23 protein-coding genes and 1 pseudogene are annotated in these 24109 nt (G+C 71.1%); 13 read left to right on the top strand and 11 right to left on the bottom strand.

The window, feature by feature from the left end:
* The first annotated feature begins 17 nt into the window (after window positions 1-17).
* Window positions 18-875 (top strand): TIGR02452 family protein, encoded by an 858-nt coding sequence (locus ACZ67T_RS37525; RefSeq protein WP_469990360.1) that lies wholly within the window; start codon window positions 18-20, stop codon window positions 873-875.
* Here ACZ67T_RS37525 and ACZ67T_RS37520 read toward each other — a convergent pair.
* Window positions 850-1308, bottom strand: a complete 459-nt coding sequence (locus ACZ67T_RS37520) for a type II toxin-antitoxin system PemK/MazF family toxin (protein ID WP_100593005.1) — start codon at window positions 1306-1308, stop codon at window positions 850-852. The genes ACZ67T_RS37525 and ACZ67T_RS37520 overlap by 26 nt on opposite strands.
* 71 nt (window positions 1309-1379) lie before the next feature.
* Between ACZ67T_RS37520 and ACZ67T_RS37515 the strand changes: the two genes are divergently transcribed.
* A complete protein-coding gene (locus tag ACZ67T_RS37515) occupies window positions 1380-2477 on the top strand; it encodes a glycosyl hydrolase family 18 protein (protein ID WP_469990358.1) in 1098 nt (365 codons plus the stop codon).
* Between the two features lie 6 nt (window positions 2478-2483).
* Here ACZ67T_RS37515 and ACZ67T_RS37510 read toward each other — a convergent pair whose 3' ends face one another.
* Window positions 2484-3920, bottom strand: coding sequence for an amidase (locus ACZ67T_RS37510; protein WP_469990356.1), 1437 nt, complete (start codon window positions 3918-3920; stop codon window positions 2484-2486).
* Between the two features lie 144 nt (window positions 3921-4064).
* Here ACZ67T_RS37510 and ACZ67T_RS37505 point away from each other — a divergent pair, with 144 nt between their 5' ends.
* Both ACZ67T_RS37505 and ACZ67T_RS37500 read left to right on the top strand, forming a co-directional pair.
* Complete coding sequence (locus ACZ67T_RS37505; RefSeq protein ID WP_469990354.1) at window positions 4065-5108, top strand: LacI family DNA-binding transcriptional regulator; 1044 nt, start codon at window positions 4065-4067, stop codon at window positions 5106-5108.
* A gap of 113 nt (window positions 5109-5221) precedes the next feature.
* Window positions 5222-6658, top strand: a complete 1437-nt coding sequence (locus ACZ67T_RS37500) for an aldehyde dehydrogenase family protein (protein WP_469990353.1) — start codon at window positions 5222-5224, stop codon at window positions 6656-6658.
* Between the two features lie 76 nt (window positions 6659-6734).
* Here the strand turns inward: ACZ67T_RS37500 and trxA are convergent, their stop codons facing one another.
* Entirely contained in the window at window positions 6735-7145 is a 411-nt protein-coding gene (gene trxA / locus ACZ67T_RS37495; protein WP_469990351.1) for a thioredoxin, read from the bottom strand.
* Between the two features lie 126 nt (window positions 7146-7271).
* Between trxA and ACZ67T_RS37490 the strand changes: the two genes are divergently transcribed.
* The 4 genes from ACZ67T_RS37490 to ACZ67T_RS37475 all read left to right on the top strand — a co-directional run bounded on the left by ACZ67T_RS37490 (window position 7272) and on the right by ACZ67T_RS37475 (window position 10734).
* On the top strand, window positions 7272-8696 hold the full coding sequence (locus ACZ67T_RS37490) for a dihydrolipoyl dehydrogenase family protein (RefSeq protein WP_469990349.1): 1425 nt from the start codon (window positions 7272-7274) through the stop codon (window positions 8694-8696).
* A gap of 528 nt (window positions 8697-9224) precedes the next feature.
* Window positions 9225-9446, top strand: coding sequence for a CbtB domain-containing protein (locus ACZ67T_RS37485; RefSeq protein ID WP_100593014.1), 222 nt, complete (start codon window positions 9225-9227; stop codon window positions 9444-9446).
* A gap of 20 nt (window positions 9447-9466) precedes the next feature.
* The gene (locus ACZ67T_RS37480; RefSeq protein ID WP_469990347.1) at window positions 9467-10225 is read left to right on the top strand and encodes a CbtA family protein; all 759 of its coding nucleotides are present in this window, start codon (window positions 9467-9469) and stop codon (window positions 10223-10225) included.
* A gap of 116 nt (window positions 10226-10341) precedes the next feature.
* Window positions 10342-10734: a hypothetical protein gene (locus tag ACZ67T_RS37475; protein ID WP_469990345.1), complete on the top strand. Its 393-nt coding sequence runs from the start codon at window positions 10342-10344 to the stop codon at window positions 10732-10734.
* A gap of 65 nt (window positions 10735-10799) precedes the next feature.
* Here ACZ67T_RS37475 and ACZ67T_RS37470 read toward each other — a convergent pair whose 3' ends face one another.
* From ACZ67T_RS37470 to ACZ67T_RS37460, 3 genes are all read right to left on the bottom strand, one after another.
* Window positions 10800-11390, bottom strand: coding sequence for a histidine phosphatase family protein (locus tag ACZ67T_RS37470; RefSeq protein WP_469990343.1), 591 nt, complete (start codon window positions 11388-11390; stop codon window positions 10800-10802).
* Window positions 11391-11469: 79 nt separating this feature from the next.
* Window positions 11470-12654 (bottom strand): methyltransferase, encoded by a 1185-nt coding sequence (locus ACZ67T_RS37465; RefSeq protein ID WP_469990341.1) that lies wholly within the window; start codon window positions 12652-12654, stop codon window positions 11470-11472.
* A gap of 93 nt (window positions 12655-12747) precedes the next feature.
* Complete coding sequence (locus ACZ67T_RS37460) at window positions 12748-13038, bottom strand: tetratricopeptide repeat protein (protein ID WP_326778390.1); 291 nt, start codon at window positions 13036-13038, stop codon at window positions 12748-12750.
* A 184-nt stretch (window positions 13039-13222) separates the two neighbouring features.
* Between ACZ67T_RS37460 and ACZ67T_RS37455 the strand changes: the two genes are divergently transcribed.
* The gene (locus ACZ67T_RS37455) at window positions 13223-14188 is read left to right on the top strand and encodes a pirin family protein (RefSeq protein ID WP_469990339.1); all 966 of its coding nucleotides are present in this window, start codon (window positions 13223-13225) and stop codon (window positions 14186-14188) included.
* Window positions 14189-15056: 868 nt separating this feature from the next.
* On the opposite strand, the pseudogene ACZ67T_RS37450 reads toward ACZ67T_RS37455, so the two are convergent.
* Window positions 15057-16391: pseudogene (locus ACZ67T_RS37450) on the bottom strand (MFS transporter).
* A gap of 600 nt (window positions 16392-16991) precedes the next feature.
* Between ACZ67T_RS37450 and ACZ67T_RS37445 the strand changes: the two are divergent.
* Window positions 16992-17513 (top strand): MarR family winged helix-turn-helix transcriptional regulator, encoded by a 522-nt coding sequence (locus ACZ67T_RS37445; RefSeq protein ID WP_469990337.1) that lies wholly within the window; start codon window positions 16992-16994, stop codon window positions 17511-17513.
* Window positions 17514-17718: 205 nt separating this feature from the next.
* Complete coding sequence (locus tag ACZ67T_RS37440; protein ID WP_469990335.1) at window positions 17719-18177, top strand: nitroreductase/quinone reductase family protein; 459 nt, start codon at window positions 17719-17721, stop codon at window positions 18175-18177.
* Window positions 18178-18193: 16 nt separating this feature from the next.
* Here the strand turns inward: ACZ67T_RS37440 and ACZ67T_RS37435 are convergent, their stop codons facing one another.
* Together ACZ67T_RS37435 and ACZ67T_RS37430 are read right to left on the bottom strand one after the other, a co-directional pair.
* On the bottom strand, window positions 18194-18640 hold the full coding sequence (locus ACZ67T_RS37435; protein WP_469990333.1) for a winged helix-turn-helix transcriptional regulator: 447 nt from the start codon (window positions 18638-18640) through the stop codon (window positions 18194-18196).
* A gap of 286 nt (window positions 18641-18926) precedes the next feature.
* Window positions 18927-19229, bottom strand: a complete 303-nt coding sequence (locus tag ACZ67T_RS37430; protein WP_469990331.1) for a hypothetical protein — start codon at window positions 19227-19229, stop codon at window positions 18927-18929.
* 81 nt (window positions 19230-19310) lie between these two features.
* On the opposite strand from ACZ67T_RS37430, the gene ACZ67T_RS37425 reads away from it, so the two are divergent.
* Together ACZ67T_RS37425 and ACZ67T_RS37420 are read left to right on the top strand one after the other, a co-directional pair.
* On the top strand, window positions 19311-20069 hold the full coding sequence (locus tag ACZ67T_RS37425; protein ID WP_469990329.1) for a GntR family transcriptional regulator: 759 nt from the start codon (window positions 19311-19313) through the stop codon (window positions 20067-20069).
* 324 nt (window positions 20070-20393) lie between these two features.
* A complete protein-coding gene (locus ACZ67T_RS37420) occupies window positions 20394-20675 on the top strand; it encodes a hypothetical protein (RefSeq protein WP_469990327.1) in 282 nt (93 codons plus the stop codon).
* A 2-nt stretch (window positions 20676-20677) separates the two neighbouring features.
* Here the strand turns inward: ACZ67T_RS37420 and ACZ67T_RS37415 are convergent, their stop codons facing one another.
* Window positions 20678-22987: a beta-xylosidase/alpha-l-arabinosidase gene (locus ACZ67T_RS37415; RefSeq protein ID WP_469990325.1), complete on the bottom strand. Its 2310-nt coding sequence runs from the start codon at window positions 22985-22987 to the stop codon at window positions 20678-20680.
* Between the two features lie 34 nt (window positions 22988-23021).
* Entirely contained in the window at window positions 23022-24056 is a 1035-nt protein-coding gene (locus tag ACZ67T_RS37410; RefSeq protein ID WP_469990324.1) for a LacI family DNA-binding transcriptional regulator, read from the bottom strand.
* Window positions 24057-24109: the final 53 nt, after the last annotated feature.

The raw sequence follows: 24109 nt of genomic DNA, 5'->3' as shown, positions 1-24109 counted from the left end.
ACCACGGGGGAGCGGGCGTGAGCGCCCGGCTGCGGGGGATCGCGCAGCAGACGGAGGAGATCGTCGCGGCGGGGCGGTACACGGCGCCGGGCGGCGCGGTCGTGCCGATCGCGGACGCGGTGGCGGCAGCGCGGGACGCGACCCGCACGTACGGCCCGGCCCCGGTCGATGTGCCCGAGCCGGGCCGGCCCGCGGACACGGCCGTCGAGGTCACCGGCGAGTCCAGCCTGGAGGCCGCGCGCCGCCTGGTCACCGCCGGTCAGGACCCGGTCGCCGTCCTGAACTTCGCCTCGGCCCGCAATCCCGGCGGCGGCTATCTCAACGGCGCACAGGCCCAGGAGGAAGCCGTGTGCCGGGCCTCGGCCCTGTACACGTGCCTGCTGCGGGCCCGCGACTTCTACGCTCACCACCGCGAGAACCGCGACCCGTTCTACACCGACCGCGTGATTCATTCACCCGGGGTCCCCGTCTTCCGCGACGACCGCGGACGGCTGCTCGACGAGCCCTACGCCGCGGGCTTCCTCACCTCACCCGCGCCGAACGCGGGCGTCATACGCCGCAGCACCCCGGAGCGGGCGGGCGAGATCGCGGGGGCCCTCGCGTCACGGGCCGAGCGGGTCCTGGAGACGGCCGCGGCGCAGGGCTACAGGCGCCTCGTGCTCGGCGCCTGGGGCTGCGGTGTGTTCCAGAACGATCCGGCGCAGGTCGCCGACGCGTTCCGGGCACTCCTCGACGACGGCGGACGGTTCGCGGGCCGCTTCGACCACATCGTGTTCGGCGTCCTGGACCGCACGCCGGACGCACGGACCAGGACGGCCTTCGAGCGGGCCTTCGCGGCCTCGCCGGCGGTCAGCGCCAGCCGTACCGCTCCCTGAGGCGCAGCACCACGAGGTTGAACCGCATGCGGTCCAGGGCGCAGGCCTCCCGCCGCATGCCCCGCTCGTGGACCCGGAGGACGCGGTCGATCGCCACCCACGAGTCGCGGCCCGCGGTGTCCCACGGCCCGCTGCCGATCGGCACCCACTCCCTGTCGTGGTCGTGCCGCTTGCTCGACAGCTGTACGGCGAGCAGCGTCCCGGCGGCCTCCCTGGCGACGACGAGCACGGGACGGTCCTTGCCGCGGCCGTCGTTCTCCTCGAACGGCACCCACGTCCAGACGATCTCGCCGGGATCGGGGTCGCCGTCGTGGGCGGGCGCGTACTCGGTGCGCACCCGGCCCACCTCGCGCGGCGCGGCCTCGACCGTGGCGGTGGCGCCGGCGCGGCCGGGGTGCTCGTGGGCATGCGGGTCATCGATGAAGGCAGTCACGCGGGTCACGTTAGGGCCTGACTGGCCCAACCCGCTGAGCGGGCCCGGCCGGTGGGACGCAGGCTCGGCGCATGAAGACACCCATAACCGCCCGAGCCGTACGACGCACGCGTCGCATACGCCCGGTCCCCCTGTCCTTCCTCGCGCTCACGGGTGCCCTCGTCATCGCGCTGTGGGGCGCCGCCCTCGCCCCCGCCCGGGGCGGCGCCGCGCCCCCGCCCCGCACCGTCTCGGCCTGGCTGCCGTACTGGGACCAGGAAGGCGCCTACCAGGACGCCCTCGCCCACGCAGACCAACTCCGCACCGTCAGCCCCTTCTGGTACGAGGCGAAGTCCGCGACCCGCATCGACGGGTACCCCAAAGCGGGGGAGCGGCGCATCATCGACGGACTGCACACCGCGGGCATCCAGGTCGTACCGACCGTCGTGGAACAGATGGAGCCCGGCGCCCTCGCGGCCGTCGTCACCAGCCCGGACCGCCGCGCGGAACACATCACGCAACTCCTCGCCCTCGTCCGCAGCCGCGCGTACGACGGGATCGACCTCGACTACGAGTCCATCGTGGCGACCGGCGACGCCGCCTACCGCACCGTGAGCGCGGGCTACACCGCGCTCGTACGTGACCTGTGCGCGCGGCTGCACGCGCTGGACAAGGTGTGCTTCGCCACCGTCACCCCCAAGACCACCACGACGGGCCGCATCTGGGACTACCCGAGCCTCGGCCGGGCGGCCGACCGCGTACGCATCATGGCCTACAACCTGCACCACGCCACGGGCACTCCCGGGCCGCTCTCCTCCACCGCCTGGTACGACGAGATCCTGCGCCGCGCAACGGCCGAAATCCCCGTGGACAGAATCGAGTTGGGCCTTCCCGCCTACGGCTGGGACTGGCCCGAGGGCAGTGACGAGCGCGCCCGGCACGTCACCTCGAAGGAGGCGGAGGCCCTGCGCGAGGCCGTCGGCGCGCCCTACGGACTCGACCCGGCCTCGCAGACCCCGCACTTCACGTACAAGGAGGGCGGCACCGTCCGCACCGTCTGGTACCAGGACGCGCGCGGCACCGAGGCGCACCTGCCCGTGCTGCGCCGCTACGGGGTGCGCAACACGGTGCTGTGGGCCCTCGACTTCGAGGACCCCGGCCTGTGGGCGGTGCTGGCCCGGGGCGCGTGACCCGCTCTACGAGCCGGTGCGCGACTCCTGGAGGTTCTCGGGCCACTTCTCGAACCACCGCTGATCCGCTTCGAGTTGGGCCGCGAGAGAGATGAGCTGCGGCTCGCTGTTCGCGGGGCCGAGCAGCTGCGCGCCCACGGGCAGCCCGTCGCCGGTGAAGCCCGCGGGGACGTTCACGCCGGGCCAGCCGAGGACGTTCCACGGCCACGCGTACGGGCACGCGGCGATCATCGCCCGGTCGGTGCGCCAGCCATTGAGCGCCGCCATCGCGCCGACGCGGGGCGGGGGAGTGGCCGTCGTCGGCGCGAGGACCACGTCGTACGTGTCGAAGACAGCGCCGACCCTGCGCTGGAGCGAGGCCTCGGCGCGCCGGGCGAGCCGCAGCGGAGCGCCCCCGAGTACCCGCCCCATCCGAGCGGACTCCCGGGTCCGCGGGTCGAGCTGTGAGGGGTCGGGAACGTCGCGCAGCCGGTCGGTGACGCCCGCGGTGGCGCGCGGCACGAACGCGAGGCCGATCTGCCCGTAGCGCGGGTCGGCCTCCTCCACGTCGTGCCCGAGCGCGGCGAGCCGCTCCGCCAGCGCGACGACACGGGACCGCACAACGGGGTCCAGTCGTTTGGGAGTTGCGGTGAACGGCATGCGCAGGGACAGCGCGACACGCAGCTTGCCCGGCTCGACGCGGGCCGCCTGCGCCGCCCCGATCCGCGGCGGACGGTGCAGGTCCCCGTCGTGCGGACCGCTCGCCGCGTCCAGGAGCAGCGCCGCGTCCTCGACGGTCCTGGCGAGCGTGCCGTTCACGGTGATCCCGTGGAAGGACTCCGCCCAGGGCCACGTCGAGATCCGGCCGCGCTGCGGCTTGATCCCGACGAGGTGCGTCCACGCGGCGGGGATACGGATGCTGCCCGCCCCGTCCGAACCGAGCGCGGCCGGCACGATCCCCGCGGCGACGGCCGCCGCCGAGCCGCCCGACGAACCGCCGGGTGTGTGCCCGTGATGCCACGGGTTGCGGGTGTCGCCGAACGCGGGCCCCTCGGTGAAGGGCCACTGCCCCAGCTCGCACGTGTTCGTCTTGCCGATCACGATGGCGCCCGCCGCGCGCAGCCGGCGCACGGCCTCCGCGTCCTCGGTCTTCGGCGGGAAGTCGCCGGGGCAGCCGAACGCGGTCGGCTCGCCCGCCACGTCCATATCGTCCTTCACGGCCAGCGGCACGCCGAACAGCGGCCGACTGCCTCCTGACGTGCCTTCGCCCGTCGCGCGTTCGCGGTCCGCGGCGTCCGCCTCGGCGAGCGCAGCCTCCCCGCGGACGACACGGAACGCGTTCAGGGCAGGCTGTGTTGCCTCGATGCGCGCCAGGGCCTCCTCGACGAGGACGCGCGACGACACGTCCCCCTCGGCGAGCGCGCGGGCGGTCGCGGCGAGCCCGGCGGCACGGTCGGACGCCATACGGACACCTCCTCGTACGGAATGCGGACTACGGAACTTCGGAAATTCGAACGCCTGAGTGCACGCACGCTAGCGGTCGCGGGCCCCCGCCGGTATGCCCGGCCGGGAACCCGGCCGCACCCGTCTGGAAAGATGCGGTGCGTCATGGTGCAGATACCGAAGCCGCAGTCCGCCCGCACATCACGGGAGTCCGCCGCGCCGAGTCCGGCGCCGACGAGCGCCGACGTCGCCCGGCTCGCCGGGGTCTCGCGCGCCACCGTCAGCTACGTCCTGAACAACACCAGCGCCGTCAGAATCAGTGAACCCACCCGCCGCCGCGTCCACGAGGCCGCGAAGGAACTCGGCTACGTGCCGCACGCGGCGGCCCGCAGTCTGCGCGCCGGGCACACCCGCATCGTCCTGATGCCCTCTCCGAGCGTCCCGGCCGGACCTCTCTACAACACGTTCTTCAACGACCTCCAGTGGGCGCTGAGCCGCCTCGACTACACGGTCGTGCAGTACGGCAGCGTCAGCCTGCGCGGCGACGACGCTGCGCGCGCCTGGGCGGAGCTGCGCCCGGTCGCGGTGCTCACACCGCCCGACCTGGGCACCGAGGGCGTCGAGGTGCTGCGCCGCTCCGGCGCCAGGGCAGTCATCACGATCGGCCCCGAGCGCGCCGAGGGCGCGCACGCGCTGCTCATGGACCACCGTGAGGTCGGCCGGAGCGCGGGCGCCCACCTCGTCGAACGCGGCCGGCGCCGCATCGGCGTCGTCCTGCCGACGGAGCCCGGCCTCGACCACTTCGCGCGGCCGCGCCTGGAAGGCATACGCAACGAGGTCCTCGGGACCGGCGCCGTGGTCTTCGAGCTGCCCCTCGCCTACGACGAGGATTCGGCGGCCCAACTGGTGCCGAGGGTCAGGGAGTTGGGTCTCGACGCCGTGTTCGCGTACAACGACGAGTACGCGATGCTCCTGATGCGTGCGCTCCAGGACGCGGGTGTCGGCATTCCGGAGGAGACGGCTGTCATCGGGGCCGATGATCTGATGCTCGGGCGGCTGCTGCGGCCCCGGCTGAGCACCGTCCGTATCGAGCTGCCGTCCGGGCAGGAACTCGCCGAGCTCGTCGACCGCCTCGTGCGCGACCCCGGCGCCGTCACCGAGTCGCACGACATGCTCCGGGCCCGCGTCGTGGCGAGACAGTCGACCTGACGACCGGGGCCCCGCACGGCCCACGCGACTAGGATGTTGCGTGCTCAACAACATGGGCCGGCGCACCGTCCCGCGCGCCGCCCCGGAGATCAGTGACCGATCGGAGATCCGGCATGCCCCTGCTCGACCCGAAGACCTGGCAGGCCCGCCCGCTGTCGGGCGATGAGCACGAGGTCACGGAGCCCGCCACGGGCGAGCGCCTCGCCACCGTCACGCTCGCCTCCCCGGACGACGTCCGCACCGCGGCGAAGGCCGCCGCGGCGGCCCAGGGCGACTGGGCCCGGCAGCCCCACTTCGCGCGCGCGGCCGTCCTGCGCCGCGCGGGCGACCTGTTCACCGAGCACGCCGACGAGCTGCGCACCTGGCTCGTGCGCGAGTCGGGATCGATCCCCGGCAAGGCCGACTTCGAGCTGCACGTCGCCGCCCAGGAGTGCTACGAGGCCGCCGCCCTCGCGTCCCGGCCCACCGGCCAGGTCCTGCCCAGCGAGGCGCCGCGCCTTTCGTACACACGCCGCGTCCCGGCCGGTGTCGTCGGCGTCATCGCCCCGTTCAACGCCCCGCTCATCCTCTCCATCCGCTCCGTCGCCCCGGCCCTCGCGCTCGGCAACGCCGTCGTCCTCAAGCCGGACCCGCGCACGGCGGTCTGCGGCGGCCTCGCCCTGGCGGCCGTCCTCGCCGCCGCGGGCCTGCCGCAGGACGTCCTCCACGTGCTGCCCGGCGGAGCGGACGCGGGCCAGGCGCTCGTCGCCGACCCGGACGTCCCCGTCATCTCCTTCACCGGCTCCACCGGCGCGGGCCGGGCCGTCGGCGAGGCCGCGGGGCGCCACCTCAAGCGCGCGCACCTGGAACTCGGCGGCAACTCCGCCCTGATCGTCCTGGCGGACGCCGACCTCGACGCCGTCATCTCCACCGCGGCCTGGGGCTCCTTCTTCCACCAGGGCCAGATCTGCATGACGACCGGTCGCCACCTCGTCCACGCCTCGCTCTACGAGGAGTACGTCGAACGCCTCGCCGCGAAGGCCGAGTCCCTCGCCGTCGGCGACCCCCACCGCGACCAGGTCCATCTCGGCCCCGTCATCGACGCGGCCCAACTCGCCAAGATCCACGGCCTGGTGGAGGCCAGCACCGCCGCGGGGGCGAAGCTCGCCGCGGGCGGCACGCACCGCGACCTCTTCTACCGGCCGACGGTCCTCGCGGGCGTGGACGACAGCACGCCCGCCTACGCCGAGGAGGTCTTCGGCCCCGTCGCGCCCGTCCGCTCCTTCACCGGCGCCGACGAGGCGGCCGCGCTGGCCGCAGCGAGCCCGTACGGCCTCTCCCTCGGCATCGTCACCCGCGATCCGGCGCGCGGACTCGACCTCGCCGAGCGCATCCCCACCGGCATCGTCCACATCAACGACCAGACGGTGAACGACGAGGCGGTCGCTCCGTTCGGCGGGGTCGCGGCGTCCGGCACGGGCGCCCGCTTCGGCGGCGAGGCGAACATCGAGGCGTTCACCGAGACCCGGTGGACGACGGTGCGCGGCGACGTGGCGGGCTATCCGTTCTGACCCCCGCGCGCACGTGAAACGGCCGCCGGGCCCGTACGGAAGTACGGGCCCGGCGGCCATCGTCATGGGGTCGGCGTCAGGCCTGCGCGCCGTCCGCGCCGTCCGCGCCTTCCTCGGCCTTCGCCTGCTGCTCGGCGATCGACTTGCGCACCTCGTCCATGTCCAGCTTCCTGGCCTGACCGATCACGTCGTCCAGAGCCTCCTGCGGAAGCGCCCCGGGCTGGGCGAACACGGCGACCTGGTCACGGACGATCATCAGGGTCGGAATCGACTGGATCCCGAACGCCGACGCGAGCTCCGGCTGGGCCTCCGTGTCGATCTTGCCGAAGACCAGGTCCGGGTTGGCTTCCGCGGCCTTCTCGTAGACGGGCGCGAACTGCTTGCACGGCCCGCACCACGACGCCCAGAAGTCGATCAGCACGAATCCGTTGTCCGTGACCGTCTGGTCGAAGTTCTCCTTGGTGAGCTCCACGGTGGTGCTGCTCATGATGTGCCCTCTTCCTGCTTCCTGGTTGCGGTGCTGAAGCCGCTGTTCACAACGGTCCCGGTATCGGACGTATTCCGCGCGCGTACCCGTGTGGCCCCGTCGCACACCTGCGACCACACTGGGCCCATGACGGATGAGAACACATACGACGTGGTGGTGCTGGGCGCTGGGCCGGTCGGGGAGAACGTCGCGGACCGGGCACGGGCCGCGGGCCTCAGTACCGCGGTGGTGGAGAGCGAGCTCGTAGGCGGCGAGTGCTCCTACTGGGCGTGCATGCCCAGTAAGGCCCTGCTGCGCCCGGTCATCGCCCGGGCCGACGCCAGGCGTCTGCCGGGCCTGCAGCGGTCCGTGGAGGGTCCGCTGGACGTGCCCGGGGTCCTCGCCCGCCGTGACGAGTACACCTCACACTGGAAGGACGACGGCCAGGTGAGCTGGCTGGAGTCCATCGGCGCCGACCTCTACCGGGGCCAGGGACGCCTCGCGGGCCCCCGCCGGGTCGCCGTCACCGGGCCCGACGGGACCGAGCATGTCCTGACGGCGCGGCAGGCAGTCGCCGTCTGCACGGGCACGCGGGCCGCGCTCCCCGACCTCCCCGGCCTGGCCGACGTCGAGCCGTGGACGAGCCGCGAGGCCACCAGCGCGCAGAAGGTGCCTGGCCGGCTCCTCGTGGTGGGCGGCGGAGTCGTCGCCGCGGAGATGGCCACGGCCTGGCAGGCCCTCGGCTCGCAGGTCACGATGCTCGTACGGGGGTCGGGGCTGCTGTCCCGGATGGAGCCCTTCGCCGGCGAGCTGGTCACCCAGGCCCTCGTCGAGGCCGGCGCGGAGGTGCGGACCGGCGTCTCCGTGAAGGGGGTCACCCGGGAGGGCGGCACCGTCGTCGCCACCCTGGACGACGGCTCGACCCTGGAGGCCGACGAGATCCTCTTCGCCACGGGCCGAGCGCCCCGCACCGAAGACATCGGCCTGGAGACCGTCGGACTCGAACCCGGCTCGTGGCTCCCCGTCGACGACAGCCTCCGGGTGGAGGGCAGCACCTGGCTGTACGCGGTCGGGGACGTGAACCATCGCGCGCTGCTGACCCACCAGGGCAAGTACCAGGCCCGTATCGCGGGCGCGGCCATCGCGGCCCGCGCCCTGGGCGTCCCGCTCCTGGAGACGGACCGCTGGGGCGCCCACGCGGCGACGGCCGACCACTCCGCCGTCCCGCAGGTCGTCTTCACGGACCCCGAGGCGGGCTCGGCAGGCCTCACCCTGGCGGAGGCCGAGGCCGCGGGCCACCGCGTCCGGGCCGTCGACTACGACATCGCCTCCGTTGCGGGCGCGGGCCTGTACGGCGACGGCTACCGCGGGCGGGCCCGCATGATCGTCGACCTCGACCGCGAGATCCTCCTGGGCGTGACGTTCGTCGGCCCGGGCGTCGGCGAACTCGTCCACTCGGCGACGGTCGCCGTCGCGGGCGAGGTCCCGATCGACCGCCTGTGGCACGTGGTGCCGTCGTATCCGACGGTGAGCGAGGTGTGGCTGAGGCTGCTGGAGACGTACCGCGGCTGAGGGTTGTCCCCGATCGCGTGGCTGTCCGGGCGGGTCACGATGCCCTCCGCCCGGACAGTCTCCCCCCGGTTGTCAGGGCGCGCAGAGTTCCCCGCGGACCGCACGGGCCGCCGCGACCACGTTCTCCAGGCAGGCGCGGGTCCCGGGCCAGTTGGACCTCCTCGACCTGCTCGCCGGACTCCGACCCGGTCTCTCATGCCACCGAGCCGGGCGAGCGCCCGTACATCCGTTTCCTGAGAACCTCCGCTTCCTGAGCAGGCCTTGCCGTACCGCAGGTCAGGAGGTCCTGGTGCCGGCAATGGCCAAAGTCACGCCGGGCGGCCCGGTCTTGGCCGTGCGCTCCGCACGCGGTACGGTCTCAGCGATATCGACGACAGCAAAGCGGAAGCCGGTGAGAATCCGGCACGGTCGCGCCACTGTGAGACGAGCTACTCGCCCGGACGGGCAGGGACCTCGCGAGTCAGACCCGCAGCTGTCGTACTTGTGCACCACCGAGATGGGACGCGAACTCCCAGAGGAGGTCCTGCCATGGCGCAGACCGTCGCGCAGCCGACAGCCACCACCCCCGTTCTTCCCGCAGCGTTGCCCTTGAAGGCGATCGCCCCCTGGGCGGTCTTCTTCGGCATCCTGATGCTGGTCCTTCTCTACTTCGTCGGCGCCGAGCAGGGCGCCACGGCCGTCGTCTCCGGCGAGGGCGTTCATGAATGGGTGCACGACGCCCGCCACCTGCTCGGCTTCCCCTGCCACTGACGAGGGACGCCGCGAAGCTCATGAACTCCGCAACAGTGAGAAACCTTCTCGTACGCGGCATGCTCGCCGGCCTCGCCGCCGGCCTGCTCGCCCTGATCGTCGCCTACCTCCTCGGCGAACCGAGCGTCGACAGCGCCATCGGCTACGAGGAGGCGCACGCACCCGCGCACCACCACGAGGTCGAACTCGTCAGCCGCAGCATGCAGTCCACCGGCGGCCTCGCCACCGGAATGCTGCTCTACGGCATCGCCTTCGGCGGCATCGCCGCCCTCGCGTACTGCTTCGCGCTCGGCCGCGTCGGCCGCTTCACCCCACGGGCCACGGCACTCCTGCTCGCCGGCACGGCCCTGCTCGCCGTGTACGTCGTGCCGTTCCTGAAGTACCCCGCCAACCCGCCGTCCGTCGGGGACCCCGGCACCATCAGCGAGCGCACGACGCTGTACTTCCTGATGATGCTGCTCGGCGTCCTCCTCGCCGTCTCCGCGGTGATCATCGGGAAACGGCTCGCTCCCCGCCTGGGCACCTGGTACGCCACCGTGGCCGCGGTCGCGTTCTTCGTCCTCACGATCGGACTCGCGTACGCCTTCCTGCCGGTCGTCAACGAGGTGCCGAAGGACTTCCCCGCCACGCTGCTGTGGCGGTTCCGCACCTCGGCCCTCGCCATCCAGCTCACCATGTGGACAGGATTCGGCCTGATCTTCGGTGAGTTGGCGCAGCGTCAGCTCGTCCCGCGCACCGAGGCGGTCGCGTCCGGCAAGGCAACTCCCGTACCCCACTGAGAGAACCGCGCCACAGCCCGGACCCCCAGACAGGCGATCAAGCGCAGAGGGCCGCCGGAACCACCCGGTCGGCCCTCTCGCTTTCTTCCGACTTTCTTCCGAGGGCGGAGATCCGCGTGGCCAGACACCCCCAACCGCGCCACATCACACTCGGCGGCCGCGAGGCGGTCGCGCTGTCCCTGGAGGAGTACGAGCAACTGATCGCCAGCAGACGGCAGATCGGCGGTCAGAGCGCGCGTGTACGCGTCCTGGCGCAGCGGGCCAAGGAGAGCGAGGAGCTGCTGAGGGAGATCGAGTCACTGGTCGGCTGCCCGTCGCACGGGTGCCACGGCCCGCGGGACCGACGGGGGAGTGAGGGCCCGGACGGCGAGGCGGACGAACCCGCGGGAGCGGCGGACGGCGACTGCCTGCGGTGTGCGCTCACGGCGCTGCTCCTGCGGCATCGGGCATCAACGGGCGTGCATCCGGGGGTAGTTGGAGGCAAGTGCTGCTCACCGTCGAGCCAGTAGGGGGCAGCGGTGAACGGGCGGTCCACTCCGGGACCCCTCCAGGACCACTCCGGGTCCCTTCCGGGTCAGCTCCCGGCTTCGCCCTCCGACGGGCCGAGCGCCCGTCCGAGCCGAATGTTCCAGCGCCCGGAGCGCCCGCTGACATCGGTCGCGGTCAGGGGCGGTACGTCGAGCCGCCAGAACGCCGATCCGGGCGCGTCCAGGATCGTGACGGCCACCGCCCGCACCACCTCCGGCTCCACAACGGCGAGCGTCCGGCCGCCGAGCTCCGCCGAAGCGTCCAGCAGGCGCGCGACCCGTTCGCACAGGGCACGAACGGACTCCCCGCCGTGTGGCGCGGCGCCGGGGTCGGAGAGCCAGAGGGCGATGCCGGCCGGGTCCTGGGCGCTCACCTCGTCGAGTGTCAGCCCCCGCCAACGGCCCGCGTCGAGCCCGGCCAGCTCCGGGGCTTCGACGGCGGCGAGTCCGAGCGCCGTCGCCGTCTCCCGGCAGCGTACCGTGGGGGAGACCAGCAGCCGCTCGGCCGCGGGCAGGAAACCGGCCGCCGCCCGGGCCCGTGCCGCGGCGCTCGCGTCGAGCGGACACCCGTCATCGAACCGGGCCTCCCGCAGCGACCGGCTCGCGGCGGCAGAGATCAAGGTGACGCGGCTGGTCACGGGTTCGGTCCTGTCCTCGATGTGCTGGGCGACCGGGGGACGCCGTGCCCGCGCGTCCCCCGCGTGGCGCTCGACGCGCCTATGAACGCGGCTCGCGCTCCTTCTTGACGGCGCGCAGGACCACGAACTTCGGGTCGCTGGCGATGAGTTCACTGTTGCCGAACAGACGGCGCAGCTTCACGTGGTAGCCGAGGTGGCGGTTGCCGATGACCCACAGCTCACCGCCCGGGCGCAGCGCGTCGCGCGCGTCGGAGAACATACGCATGGCCGTGGCCGCGGTCGTCGCCTGGTGCGAGTGGAACGGCGGATTGTTCAGGACCAGGTCCGCGCTGCCCGCGGGCAGCTCCGCGAGCCCGTCGCCCACGAGGAACTCCGCCCTCGCCTCGGGGTGTTCAGAGGGGTCGATGTTCGCCCGGTAGGTCGCCTCGGCCGACGCCACCGCCTGGAACGACTCGTCCGTGAACACGATCTCCGCCCGCGGGTTCTCCAGCGCCATGGCCGTACCGACAACGCCGTTGCCGCAGCCCAGGTCCACGACGCGCTCGGCGCCCTCGCTGCGGGGCAGGTGCTGGAGCAGGAACCGGGTGCCGATGTCGAGACGCTCCGCGCAGAACACCCCCGCGTGGTTGGTGACGGTCCGGCCCGACACGGGGCCGACACCGTCGGGCAGGGCGTACGTGTGGGGCCACGGGTTCCGCGGCCGGGCGAGCGCCGGGAACGGCGTGGTGAAGATGAGCCGCGCCTTCTTCTCGGCGAGGGACGTGCGGGTCGGGCCGATGATCCGTTCGAACAGCTTCAGCGTCGAGGTGTGGATCTCCTTGACCATGCCGGTGCCGATCACCACGGTGTCTTCGTGGACGGCGGGCGCGATGCGGTGCAGCTGGTCCTCGAGGAGCGCCAGGCTCTTGGGGACGTGTACGAGCAGGACGTCCACGCGCTCCGGCGGGGTGTCCTGGGTGGTCAGCAGGCGCACGGCGTTCTCGTCGAAGCCGGCCCGGTCGAGGTTGGCGCGGGTCGCCCGCTGCCCGAGGTACGAGTCGGAGATCGCGGTCGGCCGGTCGCAGTGCCCGGCCAGGGACGTGGCGAGCGCGCCCCACCGGTCGCCGATCACGACCACCGACCCTGAAAGATCGGTGGCGCTGTCGGCGAGATGCCGCAGCAGGTACTCGTCCGCGGCATCCCACGCGCGCAGCGGGTCGTGGGAATCCTCGGGGAAGCGGGCGAGGTCGAACTCGCCCCATGACGTCTCGAAACGGTTGCTCATCGTCCCGCCAGGCTAGCGGAGCCGCAGATCAGGGTGCCGGGGGCGGGGCCGACCGGAGGCCGACCGGCCCAGTGGCCGGCCCCCGGCCGTGGCTCAGGCGTCGCCGAAGTCGCCCGCGAACGCGGCCGCCATCCGCAGATGCGGTCCCGCCTCCTCGTGGCGGCCCTGGCGCTCCAGGGTGCGGCCGAGCATCAGACGGGCGTAGTGCTCGACCGGGTCACGCTCCACGACCGTGCGCAGCTCGGCCTCGGCGCGGCCCAGCTGGGCCGAGTGGTAGTACGCGCGGGCCAGCAGCAGGCGCGCCGCCACCTGCTCGGGGATCTCGGCGACCAGGTCGTCGAGAATCTGCGCCGCGAGCGTGTACTCCTTGGCGTCGAAGAACATCCGCGCGCGCTCCCAGCGCTCCGCGGGGGTGCCCTGCGTGTAGTAGTTGACCGTGTTCACCACTGGTGCCTCCTCGACGGCTGTAAACGGCACGGACCCGGCGCATATTCCGTCCTGGTGAGCGCGCGGGTCCACCCGTACGCATGCCTGACGGGACGGCCGGGTCGGGTCTAGGTTGTGAGCCATGAGCAATCTTGATCGCGAGGCGGTGCCGACCATGTGCGGCGGCCGGGGCTTCGTCGTGGCGGAGCCCGTACGCGAACTCCTCTCCCCCCGGCGCGTGAAGCTCGGCGAGTCCACCGAGGTCCGCAGGCTGCTTCCGAACCTCGGCCGCCGCATGGTCGGCGCCTGGGCCTTCGTCGATCACTACGGGCCCGACGACATCGCCGACGAACCCGGCATGCAGGTGCCGCCCCACCCCCACATGGGGCTGCAGACGGTGAGCTGGCTGCACGAGGGGGAGGTCCTGCACCGCGACTCCACGGGCAGCCTCCAGACGATCAGGCCCCGCGAGCTGGGACTCATGACGTCCGGACGGGCCATCAGCCACTCCGAGGAGAGCCCGCGCCCGCACGCCCGTCTGCTGCACGGCGCGCAGCTGTGGGTCGCCCTGCCGGACAGCCACCGCCACACGGAACCCCGCTTCGAGCACCACGCCGACCTGCCCCAGGTCACGGCCCCCGGCCTGAGCGCGACCCTGATCCTCGGCGAGCTCGACGGCGCCGCGTCACCCGGCACGACGTACACACCCATCGTCGGGGCGGACCTCAGTCTCACGCGCGGGGCCGATCTCAGCATCCCCCTCGAACCGGACTTCGAGCACGCGGTCCTGTCCATGTCGGGCGAGGCCCACGTCGACGGCGTCCCTGTCCTGCCCGGCTCCATGCTCTACCTGGGCTGCGGCCGTACCGAACTCCCCCTGCGCGCCGAGTCGGACGCTTCCCTGATGCTCCTCGGCGGCGAGCCGTTCGGCGAGGAACTGATCATGTGGTGGAACTTCATCGGCAGATCGCAGGACGATATCAGTCAGGCTCGTGAAGACTGGATGGGCGGGTCGAGATTTGGGGAAGTGAAGGGGTATGACGGGGATCCACTGGCTGCGCCGGAGCTGCCGCCTGTGCCGCTGAAACCTAGAGGTCGAGTGCGTTGAACTGGCTCTTTGTGGCGTGAGCTATGCGGGGCTGGGCAGGCGGCGTAGTCGACTTGCCCGGCTTCCCTTCGCTGCGATCGCAAACGATCCTCGGGGGCCTTGAATCCACGTTCGCGAGTTGCAGGATTCGTCACCCGTGGGCAGCTCTCATCAGACTGATGCTGACCCAATGCTGACTTTCCTGACGCCGCATCAGGTTTCTGGTGGCACAGAGACCTGGCCGATGCCCGACGATCCGAGCTCCCGTTTCAGGGCCCAGGCCGGGCGCTCCAGCGCAGGGCACAGGCGCTCATCCCCTATGAAGAGCGATTCCTTGCGGAGTGCTGCCGACTCGAAGGGGCGTTTGTGCGGTTCTCACAGATCGCCGCACCTCCAGTCCGCTCGGTCGGCACTCTTCATGAATGGCGATTGTGCCAGGCGAGATCCTCCGAGTCGGCGATGATGTCGGTCCGGTGCTGATCGGTGATCTGTTGCGGGGCGTGGCCGGTGTGATGGGCACCGTACGCAGCGCGGCCCGGCCGGGAAAGGACCTCGGCTCGACGCTGTGCGCGGCAGAGAGGAACTCCTCGGCCTGCTCCGGCCATACGCCGGGCGGACACGGGTGTAATGCCTCAGCCCGCAGCAGCCCTCGGCGTTCTCGCCGATGAGGAACCGAAGCGCGACAGCTACCTGTCCACTTGGCGGAGGCCACGAGAGTTGTCGACCTTGATGTGCTCGAGGCGCATGGCGCCCCAGGGGATGTTCCGGCCGAACGAACACCGTAGTGGCCAGAGTGGACCAACCGCTGATGTTCAGCCCGCCAAGGGCGCCCGGGCCCTGAGGACAAGACGTACAGCAGTACCGATGCTTGTAGCGTCGGCCACACTCCTCAGTGAACGACCATGGAGTGAGGCTCGGGTGCTTGTCCGGTGGCAGATCGTGGCCGCGCGCGAAGGGCAGCGAGGCTGATGAATGTCATTGAGAACAGGCCCGTCAAGGCGAACGCGATGAACCCCCAAGAGCCGTTCCCCGATGCCAGAAGCTGACCGCCGAGCCACGGGCCGAAGACGGCGCCGAACCGGCCCATGCCGGAGGTCCAGCCGACTGCTGTCGCACGGTTGTCGGGTGTGGAGCGGATCGACACGGTCGCATAGATCATGCTCTGCGCGCTGTTGAGGAAGAATCCGGCGAGGAAGACCACCGTGAAGGTGAGTGCGAGAGCCATGTGGATGCTCAGCAGGTAGACGCTCATCGCGGTGGCCAGGAACCACACGGCCGAGATGCGTGGTGCGCCAAAGCGGTCTGAGGCTTTGCCGGCAGCGAGCAGTCCGATGATGCCGCCGAGGTTGAAGACGACCACGAACTGCAGGGACGAGCCGAGGTCGTAGCCTTCGGAGCGCATCAGGGTGGGCAGCCAGGTGGCAACACCGTAGACGAGTAGCAGTCCGCCGAAGGAAGCCAGCCAGTACAGGAGGGTCTGGGGCCACTGGCGGTCGCGGAACAGGGCGGCGACCGCGTCTCCGCGGCGGGGCCCGTCGGCTGTGGCCGGTGGGTCGGGCAGGGGGGCGCCGTAGGTGTCAGCTGTCTGCTGTGCCTCGCGCGTTCGGCCCTTGGCCATGAGGAAGCTCAGCGACTCGGGCATGGCCTTGATCAGCACAGGCACGAACAGCACGGGTACGACGCACGCCCAGAAGGCCGAGCGCCAGCCCAGCGGCTCGACCACCCAACTGGCCACCTAGGCAGAGACGATGCCGCCGGTACTGTGCGCGGTCATGACGCCTCCCACGGCCAGGGCGGTGCGGTGCCCGGGGGCGAATTCGGAAACCATGGTGATGGCGGTGGGCAACAGACCGCCCAGACCGAGTCCTGCCAACGTGCGGCCCAGACCGAAGATGGCGACGCTCGGGGCGAGGGCGCACAGGCTGGAGGCCAGGGAGAAGATGGTGACGCACGCGATCACCGTCTTCTTGCGGCCGATGCGGTCGCAGACGGTGCCTGCGGCGAGGGCCCCGATGAGCATGCCGAAGGTGGCGTAGCTGCCCAGATCACCGGCTTGCCCTGGATCCAGCCCCAGGGCCTTGGTCTCGAGCATGTGCGGCAGTACTGAGCCGTAGATGAACATGTCGAGGCCGTCGAACAGGACAGCGGTCCAACACAGGGCGAAGACTATGGCGGTGCCGCGTCCAAAGCTGCGGACAGTTGTTGGTGGGGCAGAGGAGCCAATCGTTGTGTCCTCTCGTCCAAAGACTCTCAGCGGGTGAGAAGCGGAGGTGGCGTGCCTCCCGGACACCACCGCTTATAGACAGTGCTGAACATCGGCCGCCACGGTCGCCGCCTGCGGAGCCTCAGGCACAGGGGACCGGGTTTGGTTGTGGCCAAGCCCTTGACCAGCCGCAGGCAAGCGGTCCGGGCTATCCGGCCACCCTCCAGTTCGATCGGCGGCCTCGTGCAGCGCATCACGATGGTTCAGCTGAGCCATCGTGGGCGGAGCACGAGAAGGAGTCGGCCGGCGACCGGCCGGACGACGACGTGCGCGCGGCCGCATCGAGGGCTGGTGCGCACTGATCACACCGCTGGCTACAGAGCAGGCCGCACTCGAATGTGTCCTGATGCAGTACGAGGGTCGGGGCGCGGTCGAGGACTGCCCATGCCGTCACCGCCATCGGCGCGGACAAGGACGGCTTCCGGCATCGCCCAGCCGGGCGAAGACGAGTGCCCGAAAGACCCTGGTCGGTCATACCGGTGCACCGCATATAGTTCCGGGACAGGCAGCAAGCGGGGAAGGCGCAGACGATGGGCGCCACGCAGGATCGGTGGAGGGCGAATGGGCGGGGAAGCAGAGCGCGGCGTGAGCACCGGGCAGGTGCCGTCGGCCGCACACCGCGGGCCCATCAGCCACGCGATCTTCCGGGTCGCCCGACTGCACCGCATGATCGCCGGGCAGCTGCTGCGCGAGGTGGGCCTCCACCCGAGCCAGGAGCTGGTGATGATGGAGCTCTGGGAGCGCGGCGCGATGCGCCAGGTCGACCTCGGCCAGGTCGTCGGCTCGGACGCTGCGACGATCACCCGTACTGTTCGCCGTCTGGAGCAGGCCGGGTTCGTGCGCCGTGTGCCCTCGCCCACCGACAAGCGCTCGGTGATCGTCGAGCCGACTGCCGCCAGCATGGCATTGCGGCGCAAGGTCGAGGACATCTGGGCTGAACTCGAAAACTCCGCCGCCGGTGGCCTTTCCAAGAGTGAGCAAGCCGACGTGCTCGCCGCGCTCGAGAAGCTCGAGCGGAATCTGGCTCATGAGGCACGCGACGCCGAGCCAATCGGTTGCGTGGAGGAGCTCCCGGGCGACTGAGCTGCGCGCCACTTGATTGTTCAGGCAAATGAAGGTGCGGTCGGTCAGGGGGCCGCCGCACCCTTGAGTTTTCCCTGCAAAGAGCAGCCGTCCCGGGTGTGTTGAGGTGCGGTGCCGAAAGGTTTCTTAGTTCATACGTCCTGAAGGTTGCTTGACCAATCTTTTCCGCCGCACTACGGTCTCGTACACTGCCGAGGGAGGTCGGATGAGTTTCGACACACCTGTGGGTACCCGTGGTGCGCGCCAGCCGGGCGGCTGGCTGCGCTGGGTCAACAAACTTATGGCGCGCCGGATCCGCCGCAAGGGCGGAAAGGTCATGGGAGCCGATGCGCTGGTCCTCACGACCGTGGGACGCAAGAGCGGTGAAACGCGGGAGACTCCGGTGATGTGGTTTCCCGGTGACGGCGACAGGTGGCTTGTGGTGGCCTCCGCTGCGGGGGCGCCGAAGAATCCCGCGTGGTACCTCAACATCGCGGCCCACCCCGACCAGGTGGCGATCGAGGTGGAAGGGCGCCGGATCGACGTGGTGGCCGAGCAGTTGCACGGCGACGCCCGTGAGGTGGCATGGGAACGGATTACTGCCGCGTCCCCGCGCTTCGCCAAGTACCAGGAACAGACCGACCGATTGTTGCCGGTGATCCGCCTGACGCCGCGCGGCGCCTGAGACATCGGTTCGCCAGTCACTCCGAGGGCGTCGCCAGATGGCAGGCCGCCCAGTCCGCGATCGTGCGCAGCACGGGGACGAGGGCCCGACCGTGGTCACTGAGTCCGTAGCGGGTGCGGACGGGCGGGCCGGGATCCACGATCCGGTCGAGGAGGCCGGCCTCGGCCAGCTCCCGCAACCGGTCCGAGAGCATGCGCTCGCTGACACCGGACACGGTGCGGTACAGCTCGGCGAAGCCCAGCGGTTCGCGGCGAAGCGCGGCCAGGATCAGCCCGTTCCACCGCTTCCCCAGCACGTCGAAGGCGCGGCGCAGATCGCCCGGTGCCGGGCATTCGGCAGGCTGGGACCCGGTGCCGTACGCGGCCGGAGACGCGACCGGTGCTCTGGGCTCGACAGTCTCTGGATGACGGACGGGGATCGGCACGTCTTCCCGGGCGGCGGACAGCGCCCTGGGTCTATTCATGCTGGTCACCGCCTCCTCGGGCGTCCGAAGGCCCAAATCTTGTCCGGCCTAGAAATATACAAGCGTTGAGGTGAGTCGTCGAACGGCCCCGGCCCCGGCCCCGGCCCCGGCCTCGGCCCCGGCGTGCCGGGGCCGAGGGGCTCCGGTGAACTCGGCGCCGTGCAGTGGCGGTTGGAGGGCAGATGGGCGCGATCAGGGCCCAGGCTGCGCCGACCACGAGATGTATCGCGGCGAGTATGACGACGTCCTGTGTCGTCGGCCATGAGGAACGGCGACACGCTGGAGATCACTGCGACCGCGAGCCCGGTCCTCGCGAGCCGCCGCGCGAGGGCGGGGGTGTCGCGGCACGGGGAGGTCGATGACGGCGGCGCCGATCAGCAGCGGCGTGCGGAGGCGGCGGCCACCACTTCGACGGTGAGGTCGTACGGGCGTCGATCGTCGTCGCCGCTCCGGCGACGGCGGCGATCCAGTACGCGATGCGGTCGAGGGCGGCGGGTCCGATCACGGCGACAAGGGCGCGTGGGACGGCCGGAACCTGCCGGCCAGCGATCAGCGGGGCGGTGCGGGTGGTTGTTCTCGGGTGTTCCATGAGGGCAGGGCTACGGAGATCCCGGGCGGAACGGCCCAGCGGATATGTCAAGCTGCAACAGGTTCTCGGTATCATCCGCGCATGCCTCAGCAAACCCTGCGGATCCCGGGGATCGAGCGGCTCGACCTCCCACAGACGCGTGGGTCCATCGAACCCCTGCACACCTATTTGCGTGAGTGCATCCTCGACGGCCGGATCCCACCGGGCACGAAGCTGTCGCAGGTGGCACTCGCCGACCAGGTCGGCGTGAGCCGCACCCCCGTACGGGAAGCGCTGCGCATGCTTCAAGAGGAGGGCCTGGTCGAGGGGCAGGCGAATCAGCGTTTGCGCGTGGCCGGGTTCGACCCGGCGGAGCTGGATGGTATCTACGGCGCCCGGATCATGCTGGAGTGCCTGGCGATCGCCACGACCATTGACGGGTTCGGCCCGGCGCAGCGCCGTCAGGCCAAGGCGGCCCTCAGCGCGATGCGACGCTCCGCCAGAAGCCGGGACCTGTCCGCCTGGTTCACCGCACATCGCGAGTTCCACGAAGTGCTCGGCAGCGCTCCCGGCGGGGTGCTGCGCACCCAGATGCGTACGCTTGCCGACCGCAGCGCCCGCTACATCCGTATCGAGCAACATGTGGACCCCGCCGAGTGGCAGAAGGAAGGCGACATTGAGCACGCCGCGCTCCTGGAGGCCGTAGCCGCCCATGACGAGCGGCGTGCTGTCCCCCTGATGGCCCGCCACCTCGAACGAACAGCACGCCGCGTTCTCACCGACTGCGCCCCCGACTACATCTTGCAGGCTGTCCCCAAAGCGGTGGCATTGATCGGTCGGGGCGACGAGCCCGCTGGCTGAGGGATCCGCGGCGGCGTCGGTGCGGCGGGGCTCGGGGCGGGGCGCATTCCTGCAGTGTGCGCGGTGAGGCCCGCCACTTGGGCCCAGCGGCGGACGCCGGAGCCGAGGGGCGCGTCGAGTGATGGGGCGACCAGGACGGGGCATTGGCCGACGCCCCTACGGCGCTGATGACGGGCGTGAAGCCGTACGGCAGGCCGGCGAAGCCATTCACCTGCACCCGCACCTGCCTGACCATGCAACGCCGAGCAGCGCCCCATTGGCGACGGCGCAGATGTCAGAGGCGGATTCGCCCTGGGCGTCCGAGTCCGAAACAGTTCCATGGCCATGTCTTTGCACACCGGAGTGCCGGCGAATGCCGCGGAATTCGTCCGCAAGCGCATCATTGGCCACTCCGTGGAACCCATGGCGCGCGCCGTGGACGGCCCCGACACGCGCCTGAGAGCAGTGCTGAGCAGCGCCCTGATGAGGTGCGTCGCAAGCCGGCGGAATCTGCTCAGCAGGCCGGGCCCTGCCGGGGTCGACCTGGAGGGTGCGCTGCGCCTGGTCAGCCCGGTCCTGCGCGGTCTTCTGCCGCCGCACGCGGACAAGGAGCCCTCCGCGGGCTGATGTCAGCTGACCTTTGTGGGCGTGTCCAGGACCCGGTCATGGCCGACTTCCCTTACAGAGCCGACGAGTTGGGCCGTGGTGCGCAGTCGGATGTCCGTGCTCGACGAGCCCACCATGAGCTCGATCTCCCCCGGCTCCACGATGCGCCGCATGCCGGGGCCCGTGTAGGCGAGCCGGTCGGAGTGCAGGGTGAACGTGACGCGGCGCTGTTCACCCGGGGTGAGCGCGACCCGGGCGAAGCCCGTCAGTTGAGTGACGGGGCGGGGGAGCGCGGCGACGGGGTCGGCGGTGTACAGCTGGACGACTTCGGCGCCGACCCGCTCTCCGGTGTTGCGCACCACGCAGCTGACCTCGATCTGCCCGCCAGTTGCGAACTCATCTGCGCTGAGGGTGAGTTCGTCGTACGTGAAGGTGGTGTACGACAGGCCGTGGCCGAACGGGTAGGCGGGGGTGGGATCGAGGTTGCTGACGCCCTCGCTGTTGCCGCCGAGCGGCGCGTGCAGATACGTACCGGGTTGGCCGCCCGCCGTCCGCGGCACCTGCACCGGTAGCTTGCCGGATGGAGTGACGCGGCCGGACAGCACGCCCGCGAGTGCGCTGCCGCCTTCCTCGCCGGGGAAGAACGCCTGGACCACGGCCGCGGCGCGGTCTGTGTAGGCGCCGAGTGCGTAGGGTCGGCCGGAGACGACGAGCAGTACGACCGGTGTGCCGGTGGCGAGCAGAGCCTCTACCAACTCGTCCTGGACGCCCGGCAGGGCCAGGTTCTCGGCGTCACAGCCCTCGCCGGAGGTGCCGCGACCGAACAGGCCGGCGCGGTCGCCGACCACGGCGACGCACACGTCCGACTCGCGGGCCCGTGCCGCGGCCGCGGCGATCCCGTCGCGGTCGATGTCCTTGACCGGACAGCCTTGCTCGAATGTGATCTGAACGCCGCTGAGTTCGGCGTCCAGAGCGGCGAGCAGCGAGCGGGCCTCTATGCCGTTGTCGTGGCCGGGGTGGTGGGGCAGGACGTGGTTGGGGAACGAGTAGCAGCCGAAGAAGGCGTTCGGGTCGTCGGCGCACGGGCCGATGAGGGCGACCGTCGCGGTGTTCGGGGTCAGCGGCAGCACGCCGGAACGGTTGTCGAGCAGGACCACGCTCTGCTCCGCGATACGGCGGGCGAGGGCGCGGTGGGCGGGCGGGTCGAAATCGACGGGTCCGTCAGACGTATCAGCCTCCGGGCTGAAGTCGGCGTCGAGCAACCCGAGTTCCGTCTTCTGGCGCAGAATTCGGCGCACAGCGCGGTCGACCAGCCCCTCCGGGACGTCCCCGGCGCGGACGAGTTCGGCGAGCGGTTCGCCGTAGCAGAGGGTGTTGGGGAGTTCGACGTCGATGCCGGCGCGCAGGGCGCTGGCGCCTGCCTCGCCGTCGGTCGCGGCGACGCGGTGCATGGTGCGCAGGAACGCCACGGCCCAGTAGTCGGAGACGACCGTGCCCTCGAACCCCCAGTCTTCGCGGAGGAGGTGGGTGAGCAGATGTGGGTCGGCTGCCGCAGGGACACCGTCCACATCGGCGTAGGAGTTCATCACCGACCGCGCGCCGCCCTCTCGCAGCGCCATCTCGAACGGCGGCAGGATGACGTCGGCGAACTCGCGCGGGCCCATCGAGACGGGGGCGTGGTTGCGGGCGCCCTTGGATGCCGAGTACCCGGCGAAGTGCTTGAGCGTGGCGATGATCCCGGCGCTTTCCAGGCCGCGCACGTATGCGGTGCCGGTCATCGAGACGAGGTACGGGTCCTCGCCGAGGGTTTCCTCGACCCGGCCCCAGCGGTAGTCGCGTACGACATCGAGGACGGGGGACAGTCCCTGGTGGACGCCGACGCGGCGCATGCTCGTGCCGATCGCCCGCGCCATGTCCTCGATCAGTGCGGGGTCGAAGGTGGCGGCCCAGGCCAGGGCGGCGGGGAAGACGGTGGCGCGGTACGTGGTGAAGCCGGTGAGGCACTCCTCATGCGCGATGGCGGGGATGCCGAGTCGGGTGTGATCCATCAAGTCGCGCTGCAGGGCGGCGAGTTGGTGTGCGCCGTCTGAGGGTTCCACGGGCTTGGTGCCGAACGGGCGGGTGAGGTGGCCGAGGCCGTTCTTGCTGGCGGAGGCGAATTCGGTGTGCCGTGCGAAGACGTCCTGCATAGGGGCTACGTTGCCGCTGACCTGGCGCACGCCGGGCCAGGCACTGCCCAGTTGGGCGAGTTTCTCTTCCAGGGTCATCTCGGCGAGGAGTGCCTCGACCCTGTCGTCACGCGGGCAGGCCGGATCGGCCCAAGGTGTCGTCATGGTGCGTCCCTTGAGATGGGGTGTGGAATTCGGTTCAGGAGTGGTCGGGTGGTGGTGCGGTGGAGCCTCGGATGACCAGCTGGGTGGCCAGTTCCACCCGGTGGCTGTCCAGCGGTTGCTGTCCGGAGCTGAGCCGTAGCAGCGTGCGAAGGGCAGCAGCACCGATCTCCGCGAACGGCTGGCGCACAGTGGTCAGAGGCGGGGCAGAGGTGGTGGCCGCGGCGGTGTCGTCGAAGCCGACGATGCTCAAGTCCTGCGGTACGCGCAGGCCGTGCACCCGGGCGGCCTCGATGACGCCGAATGCCTCCAGGTCGTTGCCGGCGAAGACGGCGGTGGGCGGTTCGTCCAGGGCGAAGAGCTCCAGCGCGGCCTCGTAAGCCGGTTCGAAACGGAAGGCCCCTCGTTTGATCAAGCACGGGTCGGGGGTGATGCCCGCGGCGGCGAGGGCGGCTTGGTAGCCGTGCAGCCGCGCGGTGTTGCACACGGCGTCGTGCCGGCCCTCGATCATGCCGATCCGGCGGTGCCCGAGTCTGAGGAGGTGTTCCGTGGCGGCCATGCCGCCACTGAAGTTGGTGGCGCCGATGCTCGGTACGGAATCGTCCGGCACGTTCATCGGATCGATCAGTACGAGCGGGATGCCCGCTTTGGTGAACTGGGCGCGCTGCTGCGGGGTCAGCTCGGACGTCACGAGGATGACGCCCTCGCGCCCCGCGTGGCTGATCTTGCGGACCCAGCCGGCGCCGAGCGGGTCGTCGGGCGCTGTGCCGATGACGACGTCGACGCCGGCCGCGGCCGCCGCCTCGGTCACGCCCTTGGCGATCACCAGGTTGTTGGGGTTGACCAGTTGGTCGAAGGTGAGGTCGATGGTGCGGACCGGGGCCTGGACACCGCCGGGCCCGCGGGCCACGTAGTCGTGCTCCAGCAGGAGTTGCTCGATGCGAGCCCGGGTCTCGGGCGACACATCGCTGCGGCCGTTGACCACTTTCGACACGGTGGCCACGGAGACCCCGGCCGCCTCGGCGATGCCGGTGAGGGTGGTCCGACCTTGCTCGACGACTCTCTTCGCCATGGTGATCCTTTCGGCTTCTTACGGGGACGCTAGCGCAACCTTTCGCCGTGGTC

It is taken from the genome of Streptomyces sp. NPDC107517 (assembly GCF_055582645.1).
This window is presented reverse-complemented; position numbering and strand designations above follow the sequence as displayed.

What these genes read in the sequence shown, in the direction of transcription:
- ACZ67T_RS37420 (WP_469990327.1), top strand. Translation starts at nt 20,394, where the DNA reads ATGTCTTTGCACACCGGAGTGCCGGCGAATGCCGCGGAATTCGTCCGC.
- ACZ67T_RS37410 (WP_469990324.1), bottom strand. Translation starts at nt 24,056, where the DNA reads ATGGCGAAGAGAGTCGTCGAGCAAGGTCGGACCACCCTCACCGGCATC.
- ACZ67T_RS37510 (WP_469990356.1), bottom strand. Translation starts at nt 3,920, where the DNA reads ATGGCGTCCGACCGTGCCGCCGGGCTCGCCGCGACCGCCCGCGCGCTC.
- ACZ67T_RS37505 (WP_469990354.1), top strand. Translation starts at nt 4,065, where the DNA reads ATGGTGCAGATACCGAAGCCGCAGTCCGCCCGCACATCACGGGAGTCC.
- ACZ67T_RS37490 (WP_469990349.1), top strand. Translation starts at nt 7,272, where the DNA reads ATGACGGATGAGAACACATACGACGTGGTGGTGCTGGGCGCTGGGCCG.
- trxA (WP_469990351.1), bottom strand. Translation starts at nt 7,145, where the DNA reads ATGAGCAGCACCACCGTGGAGCTCACCAAGGAGAACTTCGACCAGACG.
- ACZ67T_RS37445 (WP_469990337.1), top strand. Translation starts at nt 16,992, where the DNA reads ATGGGCGGGGAAGCAGAGCGCGGCGTGAGCACCGGGCAGGTGCCGTCG.
- ACZ67T_RS37455 (WP_469990339.1), top strand. Translation starts at nt 13,223, where the DNA reads ATGAGCAATCTTGATCGCGAGGCGGTGCCGACCATGTGCGGCGGCCGG.
- ACZ67T_RS37465 (WP_469990341.1), bottom strand. Translation starts at nt 12,654, where the DNA reads ATGAGCAACCGTTTCGAGACGTCATGGGGCGAGTTCGACCTCGCCCGC.
- ACZ67T_RS37425 (WP_469990329.1), top strand. Translation starts at nt 19,311, where the DNA reads ATGCCTCAGCAAACCCTGCGGATCCCGGGGATCGAGCGGCTCGACCTC.
- ACZ67T_RS37435 (WP_469990333.1), bottom strand. Translation starts at nt 18,640, where the DNA reads ATGAATAGACCCAGGGCGCTGTCCGCCGCCCGGGAAGACGTGCCGATC.
- ACZ67T_RS37440 (WP_469990335.1), top strand. Translation starts at nt 17,719, where the DNA reads ATGAGTTTCGACACACCTGTGGGTACCCGTGGTGCGCGCCAGCCGGGC.
- ACZ67T_RS37480 (WP_469990347.1), top strand. Translation starts at nt 9,467, where the DNA reads ATGAACTCCGCAACAGTGAGAAACCTTCTCGTACGCGGCATGCTCGCC.
- ACZ67T_RS37515 (WP_469990358.1), top strand. Translation starts at nt 1,380, where the DNA reads ATGAAGACACCCATAACCGCCCGAGCCGTACGACGCACGCGTCGCATA.
- ACZ67T_RS37460 (WP_326778390.1), bottom strand. Translation starts at nt 13,038, where the DNA reads ATGTTCTTCGACGCCAAGGAGTACACGCTCGCGGCGCAGATTCTCGAC.
- ACZ67T_RS37415 (WP_469990325.1), bottom strand. Translation starts at nt 22,987, where the DNA reads ATGACGACACCTTGGGCCGATCCGGCCTGCCCGCGTGACGACAGGGTC.
- ACZ67T_RS37500 (WP_469990353.1), top strand. Translation starts at nt 5,222, where the DNA reads ATGCCCCTGCTCGACCCGAAGACCTGGCAGGCCCGCCCGCTGTCGGGC.
- ACZ67T_RS37430 (WP_469990331.1), bottom strand. Translation starts at nt 19,229, where the DNA reads ATGGAACACCCGAGAACAACCACCCGCACCGCCCCGCTGATCGCTGGC.
- ACZ67T_RS37485 (WP_100593014.1), top strand. Translation starts at nt 9,225, where the DNA reads ATGGCGCAGACCGTCGCGCAGCCGACAGCCACCACCCCCGTTCTTCCC.